General features: G+C 33.4%; 16 protein-coding genes and 1 riboswitch. Of the genes, 15 read left to right on the top strand and 1 reads right to left on the bottom strand.

Translation table 11 applies throughout. From position 1 onward, the window contains the following. The first annotated feature begins 56 nt into the window (after positions 1 to 56). Positions 57 to 154: riboswitch (purine riboswitch) on the top strand. 143 nt (positions 155 to 297) lie between these two features. The 9 genes from guaB (at position 298) to BUA82_RS10305 (ending at position 10202) form a co-directional block, all read left to right on the top strand. Then, positions 298 to 1755: an IMP dehydrogenase gene (guaB, locus tag BUA82_RS10345; protein ID WP_073007474.1), complete on the top strand. Its 1458-nt coding sequence runs from the start codon at positions 298 to 300 to the stop codon at positions 1753 to 1755. Between the two features lie 42 nt (positions 1756 to 1797). Beyond that, a complete protein-coding gene (guaA, locus tag BUA82_RS10340) occupies positions 1798 to 3330 on the top strand; it encodes a glutamine-hydrolyzing GMP synthase (RefSeq protein ID WP_073007472.1) in 1533 nt (510 codons plus the stop codon). A 752-nt stretch (positions 3331 to 4082) separates the two neighbouring features. Beyond that, positions 4083 to 5045, top strand: coding sequence for an ABC transporter permease (locus BUA82_RS10335; protein ID WP_073007469.1), 963 nt, complete (start codon positions 4083 to 4085; stop codon positions 5043 to 5045). An 11-nt stretch (positions 5046 to 5056) separates the two neighbouring features. Beyond that, the gene (gene opp4C / locus BUA82_RS10330) at positions 5057 to 5968 is read left to right on the top strand and encodes an oligopeptide ABC transporter permease (RefSeq protein ID WP_073007467.1); all 912 of its coding nucleotides are present in this window, start codon (positions 5057 to 5059) and stop codon (positions 5966 to 5968) included. 12 nt (positions 5969 to 5980) lie between these two features. Continuing rightward, positions 5981 to 6961 (top strand): ABC transporter ATP-binding protein, encoded by a 981-nt coding sequence (locus BUA82_RS10325; protein WP_073007464.1) that lies wholly within the window; start codon positions 5981 to 5983, stop codon positions 6959 to 6961. A 3-nt stretch (positions 6962 to 6964) separates the two neighbouring features. Beyond that, positions 6965 to 7939 carry an ABC transporter ATP-binding protein gene (locus BUA82_RS10320; RefSeq protein ID WP_073007462.1) on the top strand — a complete coding sequence of 325 codons (975 nt, stop codon included), beginning with the start codon at positions 6965 to 6967 and terminating at the stop codon, positions 7937 to 7939. A gap of 125 nt (positions 7940 to 8064) precedes the next feature. Continuing rightward, a complete protein-coding gene (locus BUA82_RS10315; protein ID WP_073007460.1) occupies positions 8065 to 8265 on the top strand; it encodes a hypothetical protein in 201 nt (66 codons plus the stop codon). Positions 8266 to 8410: 145 nt separating this feature from the next. Continuing rightward, positions 8411 to 9760: a glucose-6-phosphate isomerase gene (locus tag BUA82_RS10310; protein WP_073007458.1), complete on the top strand. Its 1350-nt coding sequence runs from the start codon at positions 8411 to 8413 to the stop codon at positions 9758 to 9760. Between the two features lies 1 nt (position 9761). Further along, positions 9762 to 10202, top strand: coding sequence for a YaiI/YqxD family protein (locus BUA82_RS10305; protein ID WP_073007455.1), 441 nt, complete (start codon positions 9762 to 9764; stop codon positions 10200 to 10202). 99 nt (positions 10203 to 10301) lie between these two features. On the opposite strand, the gene BUA82_RS10300 is transcribed toward BUA82_RS10305, so the two are convergent. Next, positions 10302 to 10493, bottom strand: a complete 192-nt coding sequence (locus BUA82_RS10300; protein WP_073007452.1) for a hypothetical protein — start codon at positions 10491 to 10493, stop codon at positions 10302 to 10304. Between the two features lie 150 nt (positions 10494 to 10643). On the opposite strand from BUA82_RS10300, the gene BUA82_RS10295 reads away from it, so the two are divergent. From BUA82_RS10295 to pcrA, 6 genes are all read left to right on the top strand, one after another. Further along, positions 10644 to 12644: a triple tyrosine motif-containing protein gene (locus tag BUA82_RS10295; RefSeq protein WP_073007450.1), complete on the top strand. Its 2001-nt coding sequence runs from the start codon at positions 10644 to 10646 to the stop codon at positions 12642 to 12644. Positions 12645 to 12694: 50 nt separating this feature from the next. After that, positions 12695 to 13387 carry a lytic transglycosylase domain-containing protein gene (locus BUA82_RS10290; protein ID WP_073007445.1) on the top strand — a complete coding sequence of 231 codons (693 nt, stop codon included), beginning with the start codon at positions 12695 to 12697 and terminating at the stop codon, positions 13385 to 13387. 131 nt (positions 13388 to 13518) lie between these two features. Beyond that, positions 13519 to 14220, top strand: coding sequence for a purine-nucleoside phosphorylase (gene deoD, locus BUA82_RS10285; protein WP_073007442.1), 702 nt, complete (start codon positions 13519 to 13521; stop codon positions 14218 to 14220). Between the two features lie 38 nt (positions 14221 to 14258). Beyond that, positions 14259 to 14975, top strand: coding sequence for a pseudouridine synthase (locus BUA82_RS10280; protein WP_073007439.1), 717 nt, complete (start codon positions 14259 to 14261; stop codon positions 14973 to 14975). 363 nt (positions 14976 to 15338) lie between these two features. Then, positions 15339 to 15650 (top strand): YerC/YecD family TrpR-related protein, encoded by a 312-nt coding sequence (locus BUA82_RS10275; RefSeq protein WP_073007435.1) that lies wholly within the window; start codon positions 15339 to 15341, stop codon positions 15648 to 15650. A 145-nt stretch (positions 15651 to 15795) separates the two neighbouring features. Next, positions 15796 to 18057, top strand: coding sequence for a DNA helicase PcrA (pcrA, locus tag BUA82_RS10270; RefSeq protein ID WP_073007431.1), 2262 nt, complete (start codon positions 15796 to 15798; stop codon positions 18055 to 18057).

Here is an 18057-nt window from a genome sequence, read left to right as displayed (position 1 = left end):
AATAGTTAACTCTTTAATTGACAAGTTTATTTTGAAGCATTATAATATTTTTAATTTAATATGGGTATTTAACCACTCGTATATCCCCTGAATATGGCAGGGAGTCTCTACCGGAAACCGTAAATTTCCGACTATGGGTGAAACTTTACTATGCTATTTAAGGCATATGGGTTTCACTTGTAGAAAACCCATATGTCTTTTATTTTTTTCCTTTTTCGGGAACACTATATATAATGTAGGTTTTTTTTATACTATAATATGAAAGAAAAAATTCAAAAGAGTTGAAAGGGTGATGGTATGGCACGCATATTGAAAAATGCATACACATTTGATGATGTACTTTTAGTTCCAAACAAATCCGAGGTTTTACCAAAGGATGTAGTTTTATCTACAAATCTTACAAAGACTATTAAACTTAACATTCCACTAATGAGTGCAGGTATGGACACGGTTACCGAAGCTAAAATGGCTATAGCTATGGCAAGAGAAGGTGGTATTGGAACCATACATAAGAATATGAGCATAGAAGCTCAAGCTAAAGAAGTGGATAAGGTTAAGAGGCAGGAAAATGGGGTTATAACAGATCCATTTTATCTTTCAGAAGATAATAAGCTGGAAGATGCTTTAAGCCTTATGAGCCAATATAGGATATCCGGTGTACCAATAACTAAAAATGGTAAACTGGTAGGTATAGTTACTAACAGGGATATAGTTTTTGAAACAGACTATAGCAAAAAGATATCTGAAGTTATGACCAGTGAAAATCTAATCACAGCACCAGAGGGAACTACTATGGAAGAAGCTAAGGAATTATTAAAAAAGCATAAGATAGAAAAGCTTCCATTAGTAGATAAGGACTACAATTTAATAGGATTAATAACCATTAAAGACATAGAAAAAGTTAAGGCCTTCCCTAATGCAGCTAAAGATTCAAGAGGAAGACTACTAGTGGCTGCAGCGGTGGGCGTGACCATGGATATGATGGATAGAGTAGATGCTTTAGTGAAAGCTCAGGTGGATGTAATAACCATTGATACAGCTCATGGACATTCCCAAGGAGTTATGGAAGCAGTTAAAAAAATAAAAGAAAAATATCCTGAGCTACAAGTTATTGCAGGAAATATTGCAACACCAAAAGCAGCAGAAGATTTAATTAAAGCTGGAGCGGATTGTATAAAAGTTGGAATAGGACCAGGATCCATATGCACAACAAGAGTGGTAGCTGGAGTAGGGGTGCCTCAACTTACAGCAGTAATGGACTGCGTAGAAGTGGCAGAAAAGTATGGCATACCTGTTATAGCTGATGGTGGAGTTAAATACTCAGGAGACGCGGTAAAAGCACTAGCAGCAGGAGCTAAAGTGGTAATGATGGGGTCATTGTTTGCAGGTTGCGAAGAATCCCCTGGAGAAATGGAAATTTATCAAGGAAGAAGCTATAAAGTGTATAGAGGAATGGGCTCTTTAGCAGCTATGGCAGCAGGAAGCAAAGATAGATACTTCCAAGAAGGAAACAAGAAGCTTGTGCCAGAAGGTGTAGAAGGAAGAGTAGCTTACAAAGGTTATGTAGCAGACACTATTTATCAGCTTTTAGGCGGAATAAGATCCGGTATGGGATACTTAGGTGCGAAAACCTTAAGAGACCTATATGAAAATGCTACTTTCGTAGTTCAAACCTCTGCTGGTTTAAAGGAAAGTCATCCTCATGACATTTATATTACAAAAGAATCCCCTAACTACAGTGTAGACAGGAATTAAACTATATTACAAGTTATAAAAATATATCCGCGGGAGGAAAAAATGAACAAAAATTTAGTGCTTATTGTGGATTTTGGAGGACAATACAATCAGCTTATCGCAAGAAGAGTAAGAGAGCTGGGAGTATATTGCGAAATTATACCCTACACCTATGGAACTGAAAAAATAATGGAAAGAAACCCTAAAGGTATTATTTTTACCGGAGGTCCTAACAGTGTTTACGGAGAGGATTCTCCTAAAATAGATAAAGAAATTTATAGTATGAACGTTCCTGTACTGGGAATATGCTATGGAGATCAACTAATGGCACATTCTCTAGGCGGAAAGGTAACTTCAGCGTCTATAAGAGAATATGGAAAAGCTGAAATAAAATTAGATACCACCAGCCCTCTTTTTACAGGTTTAAATGAAAAGGAAGTATGCTGGATGAGCCATACAGATTTTGTGGAAAAGGTGCCAGAAGGATTTAAGATAATAGCTTCTACCAGTGAATGCCCTGCAGCAGCTATGTCCAATGAAGAAAATAATCTATATGGAGTTCAGTTCCACCCAGAGGTGGAGCACACACCTTTCGGTAAAAAGATGCTAGAAAACTTTATATACAAAGTGTGTGGACTTAATAAAGATTGGACCATGGCATCCTTTGCACAAGAAAAAATAAATGAAATAAAAGAAAAAGTTGGAGACAAAAAGCTTATTTGTGCTTTATCTGGAGGGGTAGACTCTTCTGTAGCAGCTGTAATGGTACATAAAGCAGTGGGAAAACAGCTTACTTGTATTTTTGTAGATCATGGCCTTCTTCGTAAGGATGAAGGAGATAATGTAGAAAAGATATTTAAAGAACAATTTGATATGAACTTAATAAGGGTTAATGCAAAAGATAGATTCTTAAACAAACTTAAGGGAGTAGAAGACCCTGAAACCAAGAGAAAGATCATTGGAGAAGAATTTATTAGAGTGTTTGAAGAAGAAGCAAATAAACTTGGAGAGATATCTTTCTTAGTACAGGGAACTATATATCCAGACGTAGTGGAAAGCGGCACTGGAACCTCTGCGGTGATTAAAAGTCATCATAACGTAGGAGGACTGCCAGAAGACCTTCAATTCACTCTTATTGAGCCATTAAGAGAACTATTTAAAGATGAAGTTAGGGCAGTGGGAGAAGAACTTGGAATCCCTCACAATCTAGTGTGGAGGCAGCCGTTCCCAGGACCAGGCTTAGCAATTAGGGTTCTTGGTGAAATCACAGAAGACAAATTAGAGATTACTAGAGAAGCAGATCACATCTTTAGAGATGAAATAGCAAAAGCTGGTCTAGAAAGCAGTATATGGCAGTACTTTGCGGTACTCCCTAATATACGCTCCGTAGGCGTAATGGGAGACGAAAGAACCTATTGCCATACCATAGCATTAAGAGCAGTAACCAGCTCAGATGGTATGACCTCAAACTGGGCTCATATTCCTTATGAAATATTAGAAAAGATATCCTCTAGAATTGTTAATGAAGTTAAAAATGTAAATAGAGTAGTTTATGATATAACTTCCAAACCACCATCCACTATAGAGTGGGAATAAAGTTAATAAAAACCATATCTTTTATAGATATGGTTTTTATTATAAAATAATACAAAAAAATCTTTTTTATTACATTATCAAAAAACTTTTTTTAGTAAAGGTTTGCATTGTCATTTTCATAATAAATTGAATAATCTGTAAATTACACTAGGTATAAAATTAGCAAATTCATTTAATTAAAGCACTTTTATTAAAAACCTCATAATTTTATCCCTAGCATTTTTGCTATACATTGCTAACTTGATAATAAATAAATATATTTACAAATTAATTGTTAAGATATATAATACAAATATATAAAAATTAAAAGTAAACACTGTAATTGAATAAAATGTAGTGAATTATAACCAGGGATTTACGCCTTAATGCTGTGGTAAATTAAAGAGATGATTTTTAAGTGAATACCGGGCTTTTTTTATTATGCTAAAGTGATAAAGGACTTGACATAAATGGAAGATGTAATTACTATACTGTTTATACGTGTTTACAATAAATTAATACTTTAGTATCTAAAAATCATTCTATCTACAGTTTTTTACCTATGAAGTAGCAAATTTAAGCACACAATAGGTAAACTTATTTTGAATAAGAAGTTAATTGCTGTGGTTCCTAAATCTAAAAAAGCCTGAAGTATTTACAATGATATTTTTTTGAAATATTAATGTAAATATGAATTGCAGCAATGACAGCTTATATATATAAAATATGTGTTTAGAGATATTTAAACACACTTAAAAAATAGGGGGGGTACGATGAGACAATATCTTGTTAGAAGATTGCTACAATTGATTCCTACTTTAGTAGGGATATCTTTAGTTATCTTCTTAATCTTTGCATTAGCGCCAGGAGATGCTATTTCAGGAAACCTTAATCCACACATGAGTGCTGAAGCAAAAAAAGAATTAAGAGACAAAATGCACTTAAATGAACCTAAATATGTTCAATATTATTATTGGGCACAGGGGGCTATAAAAGGGGATTTAGGAGAATCATTTTATTACAAGAAAAGCGTTAGTTCTGTAATGAAGGATTTTATACCTAACTCATTTAAACTTGCTATAACTTCTTTAATTTTAGGAATTATAATAGCGGTGCCTATAGGAATAGTATCAGCGACAAAACAATATTCAGGCTTTGACAGTTTCTTTACAGTATTTGCGTTATTTGGTATTTCTATGCCGTCCTTTTTCTTTGGACTTTTACTTATAAAATGGCTGGCGGTAGATTTACACCTGTTGCCGGTATCTGGGATATCAACACCAGGATCAAACTTTGTAGGCTTTGCAAAGTTCTTAGATGAATTAAAACATATGCTTTTACCTTTAACTGTTTTGACTCTTGGAAGTGTGGCTGGATGGATGAGATATACCCGTTCCAGTATGTTAGAAGTTATAAGACAAGATTACATTAGAACTGCAAGAGCAAAAGGACTTAAAGAAAAAGTTGTTATATATAAGCATGCTCTAAGAAATGCTTTAATACCAGTTATAACCTTATTAGGTTTTTCAATCCCTGGATTATTTTCAGGAGCTGTACTTACTGAGACTATATTTAACTGGCCAGGAATAGGTCCCGTTCAGTTAAATGCTGTTAATGGAAGAGACTATTATCTACTCATGGGAACTAATATAATGCTAGCATTCTTAACACTGTTAGGAAACTTAATAGCTGACATAGCATATGCATTAGTTGACCCAAGAATAAGACTTAAGTAGGAGGTGCCAAGATGAGCGAAGCTAATGTACAAGCAGCTATAAAAAAAGAAAAAATTGAAAGCCCTTGGCGTGTGGCCTGGAAAAGGCTTAGAAAAAATAAGCTTGCAATGACAGGTCTTATCATATTGATGATCCTAACTTTAGTGTCTGTTTTTGGACCTATGATATATCCTTATGATATGAATCACCTGGATTTCTTAAATATCGAATCAGCACCATCTGCACAACATATTTTAGGTACTGACAACTTAGGAAGAGACGTCCTTGCTAGATTGATGCAAGCTGGCAGAATTTCCTTAGCTGTTGGCTTTGTAGCAGTTACCATAGAAGTTATTATAGGAGCTTCATTAGGAGTACTTGCAGGTTATTATGGTGGAATAGTAGATGCTATTATCATGAGAATTGTTGATATATTCTTATGCTTCCCATTCCTTCCACTTCTAATTATGCTTGGGGCTGTTATGTCAGACCTTAAAGTAACTCCAGAAAAAAGAATATTTATAGTTATGTTTATTATAGGCTTACTTAGCTGGCCAGGACTATGTCGTTTGGTTAGAGGACAAATCCTTTCCTTAAGAGAGCAGGAGTTTATGCAGGCTGCAGAAGCATTAGGATTAAGAGATAGAAGAAAAATGTTTAGTCACCTTTTACCAAATACCTTTGCATCTATAATAGTTAGTGCAACCCTTGGTATTGGTGGAGCGATACTAACAGAGTCAAGCTTAAGCTTCTTAGGTCTAGGGGTTACACCACCTACACCTACCTGGGGTAATATGATACAAGTTGTTAATGATTCATATACACTTCAGAATATGCCATGGTTATGGATGCCACCAGGAATATGCATATTCTTAACAGTTATGTCCATAAATCTTTTTGGTGACGGATTAAGAGATGCTCTGGATCCTAAGTTGAAAGTGTAGGAGGTAGAGAAGATGGCAAAGAACTTAGTAGAATTTAAGAATCTTAAAACCTACTTCCATACTAGTGATGGAGTGGTAAAAGCGGTTAACGACGTTAGCTTTAAAATAAAAGAGGGAGAAACTGTTTGTGTAGTTGGTGAATCTGGCTGCGGTAAATCAGTTACAGCTATGTCTCTTATGAGACTTATCCCTACGCCTCCTGGAAGAATAGAAGGTGGAGAAATATTATTTGAAGGAAAAGATGTGCTTAAGCTTACAGAGGCAGAAATGAGAAATATAAGAGGTAATGATGTATCTGTTATATTCCAAGAGCCCATGACCTCTTTAAACCCTGTATTTAAGGTAGGAGATCAAATTTGTGAAGCTATAATACTACATCAAAAGCTTTCAAAAGAAGCAGCAGCGAAAAAGGCTATTGAAGTACTTAAAATTATAGGTATTCCAAGAGCGGAAGAAATAATGAATGCATATCCTCATGAATTAAGTGGTGGCATGAGACAAAGAGTTATGATAGCTATGGCTGTATCCTGTAACCCAAAACTATTGATTGCAGATGAGCCTACTACAGCTCTTGACGTTACCATACAAGCACAGATCCTTGATCTTATGAGAGATATAAAGAAGAAATTAAATACATCCATACTGTTAATAACTCACGATCTAGGTGTTGTTGCTGAAATGGCTGACTATGTTGTAGTTATGTATGCTGGTAAAGTTATAGAAGAAGCACCAGTAGAAGAGTTATTTAAGAATCCTCTTCATCCTTACACTGTAGGATTATTAAAATCTAAACCTGTACTAAATAAAGAAACAGGAAATAGATTATATTCAATACCAGGACAAGTTCCTAATCCTATAGGTATGCCTGATAATTGCTACTTTAGCTCAAGATGCGATAAATGCATGAAGGTATGTAAAGAAAAACAGCCACATTTAATAAATGTTAATGAAAGACATAAAGTTGCTTGTTGGCTATATGAGGAGGGAAAGTAAGCTATGGCACAGTCAGATGTTATTTTAAAAGTTGAAAACTTAAAAAAATACTTTCCTATCAAAGCTGGAGTGTTCTCTAGGGTAGTTGGTAATGTAAAAGCTGTAGATGATGTTTCTTTTGAATTAAAAAGAGGAGAAACGTTAGGCTTAGTTGGTGAGTCAGGTTGCGGTAAATCCACTACTGGAAGAACCATTTTAAGATTATTTGACAAAACTGCTGGAAATGTATATTTTGAAGATAAAGATATATTTAAGCTTAAAAAAGAGGAACTTAGAAGAATGAGACCTCATATGCAAATGATATTCCAAGACCCATATAGTTCTCTAAACCCAAGAATGAGCGTTGGAGAAATCATAGGTGAGTCCTTAATAGATCATCATCTTTGCAATAAAAATGAAGTTTCAGATAGGGTTTTAGCAACTTTAGAAAGATGTGGACTAGCTCCTTATCATATAAGAAGATACCCTCATGAGTTCTCAGGTGGACAAAGACAGAGAATAGGTATAGCTAGAGCTCTTATATTAAACCCTAGCTTTATAGTAGCGGATGAGCCGGTTTCAGCTCTGGACGTTTCTATTCAATCTCAGATTATAAACCTTATGAGTGAGCTTCAAGAAGAGATGGGATTCTCTTATCTATTTATATCCCATGACCTAAGCGTAGTTAAACACTTAAGTCATAGAGTTGGAGTTATGTACTTAGGATCCTTAGTAGAGCTTGCACCAAAGAAAGAGCTTTACGATAATCCATTGCACCCATATACTAAGGCACTGCTTTCCGCAGTTCCAATACCAGATCCAACCCTAAAGAGAGATAGAATTATATTAAGTGGAGATATTCCTAGCCCTGCTAATCCTCCATCAGGATGTAAGTTCCATACAAGATGTCCTTATGCTATGGATATATGTAAGAAGGAAGTTCCATTATACAAAAATGTTGGAAATGAGCACTTTGTTGCTTGTCATCTAGTTAAGTAATTTAAAACCTAAGCAGAGAAATTACACTGCTTAGGTTTTGTTTTTATAAGTGCTAATATATATTTAATTAATGCTATGGTATAATTAATAATATTATAATTTAAACTATCCTTGAGGTGATTTTATTGTTTGATTTTAGACAACGTCCTGATTTGCAGGATAATAAACCTGAGATTCCAGAAGACCTACCAAAGGAAAAACTAGGCTTTAAAGATTTACTGGCACTGGTGATAGCTCAATATGTTATTATCTTGCCTATGACCTTTATAGCAGTTATTATAGCTATACTTGTGATGCTGTTCATTACTAAGGTTTGGCTAAGATAGATTTAAAACCTTTATATTAAGTTTAATTTTTATGATATTTCACAAGGTTAATGTAGAAATATTGATTTATTAAGCTTAATAGTATAAAATTCCAGGTAGTACGAAATAAAAATTATATAAAATATTTACATTATGGAGGGATATTATGACAGATAAGATAACACTTGATCTAAGCAAAACAAAACCTTATTTAAATGAGCATGAAACCCATAATCTTCAGCAAATGATAGATGCTGCTCATCATATGCTTCACAATAAAACAGGTTCAGGCAGTGATTTTTTAGGTTGGATTGACCTTCCAATAAATTATGATAAAGCTGAATTTCAAAGGATACAAAAGGCTGCTGAAAAAATTAAAAAAAACTCAGAAATTTTAGTGGTTATAGGCATTGGAGGATCTTACCTAGGAGCAAGAGCAGCTATAGAAATGCTTAACCATAGCTTTTATGGTTTGCTTCCAAATAATAAAAAGGATGCCCCAGTAATATTGTTTGCAGGGAATAATATAAGCTCTACATATATGAGTGAATTGCTAGAGGCTGTAGAAGGAAAAGACATAAGCGTCAACGTTATATCAAAATCTGGAACCACCACAGAACCAGCCATCGCTTTTAGAATATTTAAAGAGTATTTGGAAAAGAAATATGGTAAAGAAGGGGCAAAAGAAAGAATTTTTGCTACCACAGACAAAGCGAAGGGAGCATTAAAAACCTTAGCTGATGCAGAAGGATATGAAACTTTTGTAATACCTGATGATGTGGGAGGAAGATTTTCAGTTCTTACTGCAGTAGGGCTTTTACCTATAGCTTGTGCAGGCATAGACATAGGTGAGCTGATGAAAGGGGCAGCAGATGCTAGAGAAGAGTATTCTACCAGCAGTTTAAAAGACAACCAATGCTATCAATATGCTGCTGCTAGAAATGCTCTTTATAGAAAGGGCAAAACCACTGAAATAATAGTAAATTATGAACCGAACCTTCATTATTTCGGAGAATGGTGGAAACAGCTTTATGGAGAAAGTGAAGGCAAGGATAATAAAGGTATATTCCCAGCTGCAGTAGATTTCTCCACAGACCTTCATTCCATGGGACAGTATATCCAAGAAGGTATAAGAAACATATTTGAAACTGTAATAAATGTGGAAAAATCTAAAAAAGAAATCATCATAGAAGAAAGCGCAGAAAATATAGATGGATTAAATTTCTTAGCAGGAAAAACTATGGATTTTGTTAATAAAAAAGCTTTCCAAGGAACAGTTTTAGCTCATAATGATGGAGGCGTTCCTAATATAGTTATCAATGTACCAGCTTTAACACCTTATTATTTTGGACAAATGGTATATTTCTTCGAAAAAGCTTGTGGAATAAGCGGATATTTGCTTGGAATAAATCCTTTTGATCAGCCGGGAGTAGAAGCTTATAAAAAGAACATGTTTGCTCTTTTGGGAAAACCTGGTTATGAAGATATGAAAACAGAATTAGAAAAGAGATTGTAATATGAAAATACTGGTGGATGCAGATGCATGTCCAGGTAGGGATGTCATTGAAAAGGCTGCCAAGGAGAATAATATAAAGGTTATTATGATTTGTGACCTAAACCATTCTCTCCATAGTGATTATAGCGAAGTGGTATATGTGGATAGCGGTTTTCAAAGTGTAGATATGCACCTTATAAATATCTGTGAAAAACAAGATATTGTAGTAACTCAAGACTTTGGGGTAGCAGCTATGGCACTAGGTAAGAAAGCCTTTGCTATAGGTCCTAAAGGATATATCTATGATGAAGAAAACATAGATAGGTTACTTTTTGAAAGACATTTATCCCAAAAGGTTAGAAGAGGTGGTGGAAGAACCTCTTCTATTAAAAAAAGAAGTACCGAAGATGATTATAGACTATACAAGAATTTGATTTTTTTAATAGAAAAAGAAAATAAATAGGAAAACCCTCAAGGGATAATAATATTCTTTGAGGGCTTTTTACTTATTATGAGGTTAATTGAAGTTTCTTATGAGTTTTTACCTTATGCTTTAATTTTTCTAATCACCAGGTTTAAATCCTCTAGGTGTCTTATTATCTTCAATACTCCCATCTGGTAGAAAGATATTTCCTCCTAAGGTTTTTGGAGCTATAAAGGGAAGACCGGGACCTTGAGCGTTACTCATGATGCCTAAGGTGATTTTATTAGGGGTATTATCTGGATTGTTGGTATCTTCTACATAGTTTTTCAAAATGTAGTTCCTCCTTCATTTTAGTTTAATAAAAAATAATTTTAAATTATTATTAAAATTATTCCCCAATTATCAATATATATAGTGACAAATTATGGGAGTATAGTATAATTAATTTGGGAAAGTACTTATGGAAAAGGGTGAAAAGGGATGAATGAGATTATTTTAAAATTTAGTAAAGAGAGTCCACAGGTTAAGGACACTCCCATAGAAATATCTGTTATAGATGTTCAGCCAGATTATTTATATAAATTTAATGCTGGAATAGATGGGATTTGGACAACTATCCAGGATTTTAGTGAAGAAAACTTTTGTATATGGAAGCCAAAAATAGATGGTAAATATACTTTAATGATTCAAGGAAAGAAAAAAGATGGCAAAAAATCCTTTGATGCTGCAGCAAAAGCAGATTATATTATTGGTGCCGTGGAAGAAGACATAATACAAAGCGTAAACATAGACAGAAGAGAATTGTTACAAGGGGAAAAACTAAGTGTCATGGTAGAAACCACCGTTAAGCCAGTAATGTATAAGTATTGGATAAGTGGAAAAGATGGGTGGGAGCTAATTAGAGATTATAACAGTGAAAATGAATTTCTATTCACAGCTAATGAGCCTGGTAAGCATGAGATATTAGTAGAATGCAAAACCATTGAATCAAAAAATAATTTTGATGACTTCAGGACTATAAGTTTCATAGTATCTGAGATAGAAAAAGTACAAATCACTGATTTTAAATGTTTATCTACTGAACTTTTAACGGATAAGGAACTAATATTTCAAGTGGATGCAAGACATGAAGATAGCCGAATGGTGCTGTATAAGTTTGTTAAAATAGACAATAAAGGAAAAGCTCTATGTATCCAGGATTATTCCAGTAAAAGAATGATATCCTTCACAGAAAGGGAGCCGGGCAGCTATAAATTGTTATGCATGGCAAAAGATATGTATTCTACGGAAGATTTTGATGATAGAGCAATTATAGTTTATGATATAAAGCCATATAAGCCTATAGTGATAAAAAGTTTCACTACGGATTTTACCTCCCCTCAAACCACAGGAACCAAGATTCTATTAAAAGCCATGGTAGAAGGTGGGCGTAACCTTTTATATAGATACATGATAGAAGGAAAACATGGTGAAGACAGCGGCTTTATAAGAAATAACAGCTTTCTTTGGGAAACTAAATATCCTGGTGAATATAAGCTTTCATTATATGTAAAGGATGAGAGTTATTCAGGTGATTATGAAGAGTGTACAAGCCTTGAATACCTAGTGGAAGAAAAGCTGTTTAAACCGGTAAAGATAAGGGATGTGGCCCTTAGCAAGGATAAAAATTATGTGAAGAATAAACCTATTAATATTACAGTTTCTGCAGATGGTGGCAATGAATTAAGATACTCCTTTATAGTATATAAAGATAAGGAGGAAGTGGAAAAAATAAATTTTGGCATTGCCAATTGGGTTAATTTCACTCCGGAACAGTCAGGAGAGTATGAACTAGAAATAAGGGTAAGGGATAAATATTCTCACAAGGATTATGATAGTCATACCTTTATATTTTTTAATGTAAGAGACTATATACCAGGTATTATAGACTATATACTCATACCCTCTAAGGAATATTATATGGTGGAAGATGACATAGAAATTGAAGTGATAACTCAAAATGCTAAAGAAACTCTTTTAAAATATTGTATTAGCATTAATGGGCATCCTGTTGAATCTACAGAGTATAGTAAAGTTAAGAAATTCAAATTTACTCCCAAGGTAAGTGGAAAGTATAATTTGGAGATTTATTCTAAAAATATACAATGTAAAGAAGGTTACGATGAAAAGAAGGAAACCAAAATTTATATCCATGAAGCTTTACCTGTAACTAATACCAAGATAAAAAGCAGCTTAGTAAAGGCTAAGAGAAATGAAGAAGTAACTTTCGTGGTAAATAGTGAGGGCGGTAAGGATGTATGTTATGAATTTTATCTAATGGAAGAAGAAAACTGGAAATTGGTTCAAAGATATAGTAAAAAGAATTATTATACCTTTATACCTTTTATAAGCGGGACATATAGATTGCTAGCCTTAAGCAGAAGCTTTTATAAAAAAGTATCTTATGAAGATTATGATATATTTAAATTAGAGGTTAATTAAATAAAAAACTATACGATAAATAACTTAGCTTTACTAAAGGTGGTGTACAAATGAATATAAATAAGCCTGAAGATGTTTTAGGACTTCAAATTTTATCATCATTTATGAAAAAGACTTTAGGAGATGGACCTGCTTTTGAAATAGTTTTAGAAAGTCTTATGAAAGCAGCAACAGAAAATCCTGACTTTGACCTTTCAGGGTTAAGTTCTAACTTTCTAGGTGAAAATTTGAACAGCTTAACCTTACAAGAAGATAGCAGCTTACAAACCATCACTGCTATAAAAGAAGCTGCTTATAAAAGTACAAATAAGATAAAAGAAAGCACCTCACAAAAAATGAACTTAATAAATAGTGCGGTGGAAAAATACTCTAAGGAGTTTGATGTGGATAGTAATTTAATTCATGCTATTATAAAGCAAGAGTCAGACTACAATCCTTTGTGTGTATCTAGTGCTGGAGCTATGGGTTTAATGCAGCTTATGCCGGAAAACTGCGTAGAGGATGGAGTAAAGAATCCCTTTGATATAGAAGACAATATTAGAGGAGGCATTAAGCAGCTAAAAGGCTTTTTAGATAAGTATAAGAATATAGAAATGTCCCTTATGGCTTATAATGCCGGTCCAGGCACCGTAAGAAGAAGAGGGGTGACTTCTTTACAAGATATATATAAAATGCCTAAGGAAACACAAAACTATGTAAAAAAAGTAATGAATTATTATAATAAAAATTCAAAAGTGATATAATATGCATTTAACAGTTATTTCTAATGAAGTAACTGTTTTTTTATAAATACATTGATTATTATACCTACTTCAATGATATAATACATATACGGAAAACTTTAAACATTTAAAGGTTAATAGGAGGAATAATAATGAGTACACATATTGGAGCAAAACCTGGGGATATTGCAGAAAGTATATTGCTGCCTGGAGATCCTTTAAGGGCAAAATTTATTGCAGAGAAGTATTTAGAAAACTGTACTTGCTATAATGAAGTAAGAGGTATGCTGGGCTTCACAGGTTATTATAAGGGAAAGAGAGTATCTGTACAGGGAACTGGTATGGGAATACCTTCAATCTCTATATATGTAAACGAACTTATTAAGTTTTATGGTGTTAAGAATTTAATAAGAGTAGGCACTTGTGGCTCTATAAATAAAGATATAAAGGTAAGAGACACCCTTTTAGCTTTAAGTGCTTCTACAAACTCTGGAGTGAATAAAATGCGATTTAATGGCATGGATTATGCACCTACAGCAAGCTTTGATTTAATACATAAAGCATATTCAAAAGCTCAGGAAATGGGCATAGATATAAAAGGTGGAAGCGTTCTAACCAGTGACTTATTTTATAATGACAATGCTGAAGATTGGAAGCTTTGGGCTAAATATGGAGTAATGGGAATAGAGATGGAAACTGCAGAGCTCTACACCAATGCAGCTAGAGAAGGAGCAAAGGCGTTATCCATATTAACTGTAAGTGATTCTTTAATAACTCAAGAAGAAACCACAGCAGAGGAAAGACAGCTTACTTTCCTTAAGATGATTGAATTAGCTTTAGAGGTGGCAGAGTAAAGTACAAAAGAGCATACCCAGAAAAAGGAGTGAAAGCTTTGGAGAGAATAGACAAAATATTATCTAATCTTGGATATGGATCAAGAAAAGAAATAAAAACCATAGTTAAAAAAGGTATGGTGGAAGTAGATGGAGAAACTATTAAAGATTCATCTATGCAGGTAGATCCTGAAAAATGTAAAATTCATGTAAATGGCAAAGAAGTAATTTATAAAAGGTATATTTATTTGATGATGAATAAACCTGATGGAGTGGTGTCTGCCACTTATGATAATTATGATGAAACTGTGGTAGACTTGCTTCATCCAGACCATTCAGTATTTAATCCATTTCCTGTAGGTAGATTGGATAAAGACACAGTAGGGCTTTTACTTCTAACTAATGATGGTGAGTTAAACCATAGGCTTATATCTCCCAAGTGGCATGTGGATAAGGTTTACTATGCAGAGATAGATAAAATGGTGGAGCTTTCAGATGTAGAGGCTTTTAATAAAGGGGTTATATTAGATGATGAATATAAGTGCTTACCTGCAAAGCTCAGCATATTAGAAGCCTTAAGTGAAGGTTCTAAGGTAGAAGTAACCCTTCAAGAAGGTAAATTTCATCAAGTTAAAAGGATGTTTGAAAGCTTAGGCAAAAAGGTTACTTACTTAAAGAGAATTAGATTTGCTTCTCTAGACTTGGATGAAAATTTACAAGAAGGAGAGTATAGAGAGCTGACAGAAGAAGAAGTTAATATATTAAAATCTATATAGATGATTAAATAAAGTCTATAAAATGAATGTTAAAAATCTATTTATATTAAAAAAAACGGAAAAATTGCATATTTGATAAAAATATTACACTTTTAGTCTTTTAATACTTGCAAAATTTTTAGGGGTAAACTATAATATTGATGCAAGGATAAATAAAAGGATAATAGCCCCCTTTTTATTTATTAACATGCTAAACGCAGCTTTGCCCCAAAGGCTGCGTTTTGTTTTTTCTAAAATCAAATTATATGGTTATTGAATAAATTAATTCAATATAATTATTGGAATGAAATGTTTTTTACATATGGCGTGATTTGGTTTATAGTGGTAGAATAATAGTATATTAAAATATCAGGGAGTGAGGTTATGGGGGATTATAAGTCAAAGCTTGAAAGCGAAGAAATGGATTTCCTGTTTGATGCCATTTTAAGTCTTAAAGATCGTGAGGAATGTTACAGATTTTTTGATGATATCTGTACTATTAACGAAATAAAAGCATTAGAACAAAGACTTCAAGTTGCAAAAATGCTTAAACAAAGACGTACATATCTCGATATTGCTAGTACAACGGGTGCAAGTACCGCTACCATTTCAAGGATAAATAGAGCATTAAATTATGGTAGTGATGGATATAACCTAATTTTTGAAAGAGTAGACTGGAAAGAAAACAAGAAATAGACTTTTAGGCTTTACATATATATGTAAAGCTTTTCTTTTTTAATAATTATAATGAAATGATTAAATAGTTTTTTTTATGCTATAATTTATAAATATAGACTTATAAATATTAATATTATTGCCTTAAAATTTTAGGAGTGATTACATGGACCTTAAAAATTTACTTAATGAAGAGCAGTATAAAGCAGCTACCACCATCGATGGACCGCTACTTATATTAGCTGGTGCAGGATCAGGAAAAACTAGAGTATTAACTTACAGAATGGCGCATATGATTCAAGACCTTAACATATATCCTTCCCAGATACTTGCTATTACCTTTACTAATAAGGCAGCGGGAGAAATGAAAGAAAGAGTACGTGCTTTAGTGGGAGATGAAGCGGAATATATGTGGATTTCTACCTTCCATTCTAGCTGCGTGCGTATACTAAGAAGAGAAATCGATAAAATAGGTTACAAAAAAGACTTTACTATTTATGACACTTATGATCAAAAAGCTTTAATAAAACAAGTTATAGCTGAGTTAAACATCAATGATAAAGATATTGCTGAAGGAGAGATACTAAGCAAGATAGGAAGATCAAAGGATAATCTTGTAACTCCAGAACAGTTTAAAAAACAAAATGAAACTAATTTTAGAGAAGATAAAATAGCAGATGCTTATATACTATATCAAAAAAAGCTTAAAGCTAATAATGCTTTAGATTTTGATGATATTATCTGCAAAACTATAGAGTTATTTAAGAAGGAACAAGAGGTATTAGAATTTTACCAAAAGAAATTCAAATATATTATGGTAGATGAATATCAAGATACAAATAAAGCACAGTATGAGTTAATAAGATTACTTGCATACAAGTATAAAAATATCTGTGTGGTGGGGGACGATGACCAATCCATTTATGGATGGAGAGGGGCAGACCTTAGAAACATTCTGGATTTTGAAAAAGACTATCCTAATACTGTAGTCATTAAATTAGAGCAAAATTACCGTTCTAAAGCTAATATTTTAAATGCTGCCAATGGAGTGATTCAAAACAATTTAGAAAGAAAAAGTAAGGTTTTAAGAACAGAAGATGTGGCAGGAGAAAAGATAAAGGTCTACAGAGCTTTTTCAGATATGGATGAAGGAGACTTTGCAGCTTGTGAGATAAATAGATTAATAGCAAGTAGTGACAAAAAGTATAGTGACTTTGCCATCCTTTATAGAACCAATGCTCAGTCTAGAGTATTTGAAGATATTTTTATAAAAAAGGATATACCCTATAGAATAATAGGGGGACTAAAGTTCTATGACAGAAAAGAAATAAAGGATATAATGGCTTATCTTAAATTTATCAACAATCCTTTAGATGAAGTAAGTCTTAGAAGGATAATAAATGTTCCCAAAAGAAATATTGGGGATGCCACGGTGGCTAAAGTACAAGACTTTGCTAATTCTATAGATGATAATCTTTATAATGTTATGCTGGATATAAATACTGTACCAGGGTTAACCTCAAGAAATATAAAGTCACTAAATAATTTTGTGGAAATATCAGAAGATTTTATGGTGATGAAGGAACAGTTATCCGTTTCTATGTTTATAGAATATATATTAGAAAAGACAGGTTATATGGAAGACCTTAAAAAATCCAATAACCCTGAAGATGAAAGTAGAATTGAAAACTTAAAAGAATTGGTATCTGCGGCGGTGGAGTTTGAAAAGTCCTCAGAAGATAAAACTTTATCGGCATTTTTAGAGAAAGTTACTTTAGTTTCTGATGTGGATAATTATGATGAAACTTCTGATTCTGTAGTTTTGATGACTGTACATAGCGCCAAGGGCTTGGAGTTTCCTGTAGTATTTATGGTAGGTATGGAAAATGGTATATTCCCAGGTACAGCTTCTTTAAATGACCCTAAAGAGATGGAGGAGTCAAGAAGACTTTGTTATGTAGGTATAACCAGGGCCAAAGAAATACTGTATATGTCCTCTGCAGAAGTGAGAAGGGTATTTGGAAGAACAGTAGCCTATGCTCAATCTGATTTTTTAAATGAAATATCTGTAACATTAAAAGAACATGTAAATAAAAGTGGACAAAAACTTGAAAAGCCAGCAAAAAAAGAACATGGAAGCTCTTATAGAGATTATAATAACCCTCATAGCCTTAGAAATAATTATAATCACTCAAATTATAATAAATCTCCTTTAAGATCCATAGAAGAGATTCTAGAAGGAGGAGAAAGCAAAAAACTTACTCCTAGCGATGCCTCTATAGGACTTAAGGTAAAGCATAGCAAATTTGGAGTGGGTACTATTATAAAGGTTATAGAAGAAAAAGATGATGTGAAGCTTACTATTGCCTTTGACAATCAAGGGTTAAAGACATTGCTTCTATCTATTGCACCCCTAGAAATGTTGTAA

The sequence above is a fragment of the Clostridium amylolyticum genome (genome assembly GCF_900142075.1).
GTDB lineage: Bacteria > Bacillota > Clostridia > Clostridiales > Clostridiaceae > Clostridium_AA > Clostridium_AA amylolyticum.
Note: the sequence above shows the minus strand (reverse complement) of the source record. Positions and strands in the feature narration are given on the sequence as shown.

What these genes read in the sequence shown, in the direction of transcription:
- guaB (WP_073007474.1), top strand. Translation starts at nt 298, where the DNA reads ATGGCACGCATATTGAAAAATGCATACACATTTGATGATGTACTTTTA.
- BUA82_RS10290 (WP_073007445.1), top strand. Translation starts at nt 12,695, where the DNA reads ATGAATATAAATAAGCCTGAAGATGTTTTAGGACTTCAAATTTTATCA.
- BUA82_RS10320 (WP_073007462.1), top strand. Translation starts at nt 6,965, where the DNA reads ATGGCACAGTCAGATGTTATTTTAAAAGTTGAAAACTTAAAAAAATAC.
- BUA82_RS10310 (WP_073007458.1), top strand. Translation starts at nt 8,411, where the DNA reads ATGACAGATAAGATAACACTTGATCTAAGCAAAACAAAACCTTATTTA.
- BUA82_RS10295 (WP_073007450.1), top strand. Translation starts at nt 10,644, where the DNA reads ATGAATGAGATTATTTTAAAATTTAGTAAAGAGAGTCCACAGGTTAAG.
- opp4C (WP_073007467.1), top strand. Translation starts at nt 5,057, where the DNA reads ATGAGCGAAGCTAATGTACAAGCAGCTATAAAAAAAGAAAAAATTGAA.
- pcrA (WP_073007431.1), top strand. Translation starts at nt 15,796, where the DNA reads ATGGACCTTAAAAATTTACTTAATGAAGAGCAGTATAAAGCAGCTACC.
- BUA82_RS10305 (WP_073007455.1), top strand. Translation starts at nt 9,762, where the DNA reads ATGAAAATACTGGTGGATGCAGATGCATGTCCAGGTAGGGATGTCATT.
- deoD (WP_073007442.1), top strand. Translation starts at nt 13,519, where the DNA reads ATGAGTACACATATTGGAGCAAAACCTGGGGATATTGCAGAAAGTATA.
- BUA82_RS10335 (WP_073007469.1), top strand. Translation starts at nt 4,083, where the DNA reads ATGAGACAATATCTTGTTAGAAGATTGCTACAATTGATTCCTACTTTA.
- BUA82_RS10325 (WP_073007464.1), top strand. Translation starts at nt 5,981, where the DNA reads ATGGCAAAGAACTTAGTAGAATTTAAGAATCTTAAAACCTACTTCCAT.
- guaA (WP_073007472.1), top strand. Translation starts at nt 1,798, where the DNA reads ATGAACAAAAATTTAGTGCTTATTGTGGATTTTGGAGGACAATACAAT.
- BUA82_RS10275 (WP_073007435.1), top strand. Translation starts at nt 15,339, where the DNA reads ATGGGGGATTATAAGTCAAAGCTTGAAAGCGAAGAAATGGATTTCCTG.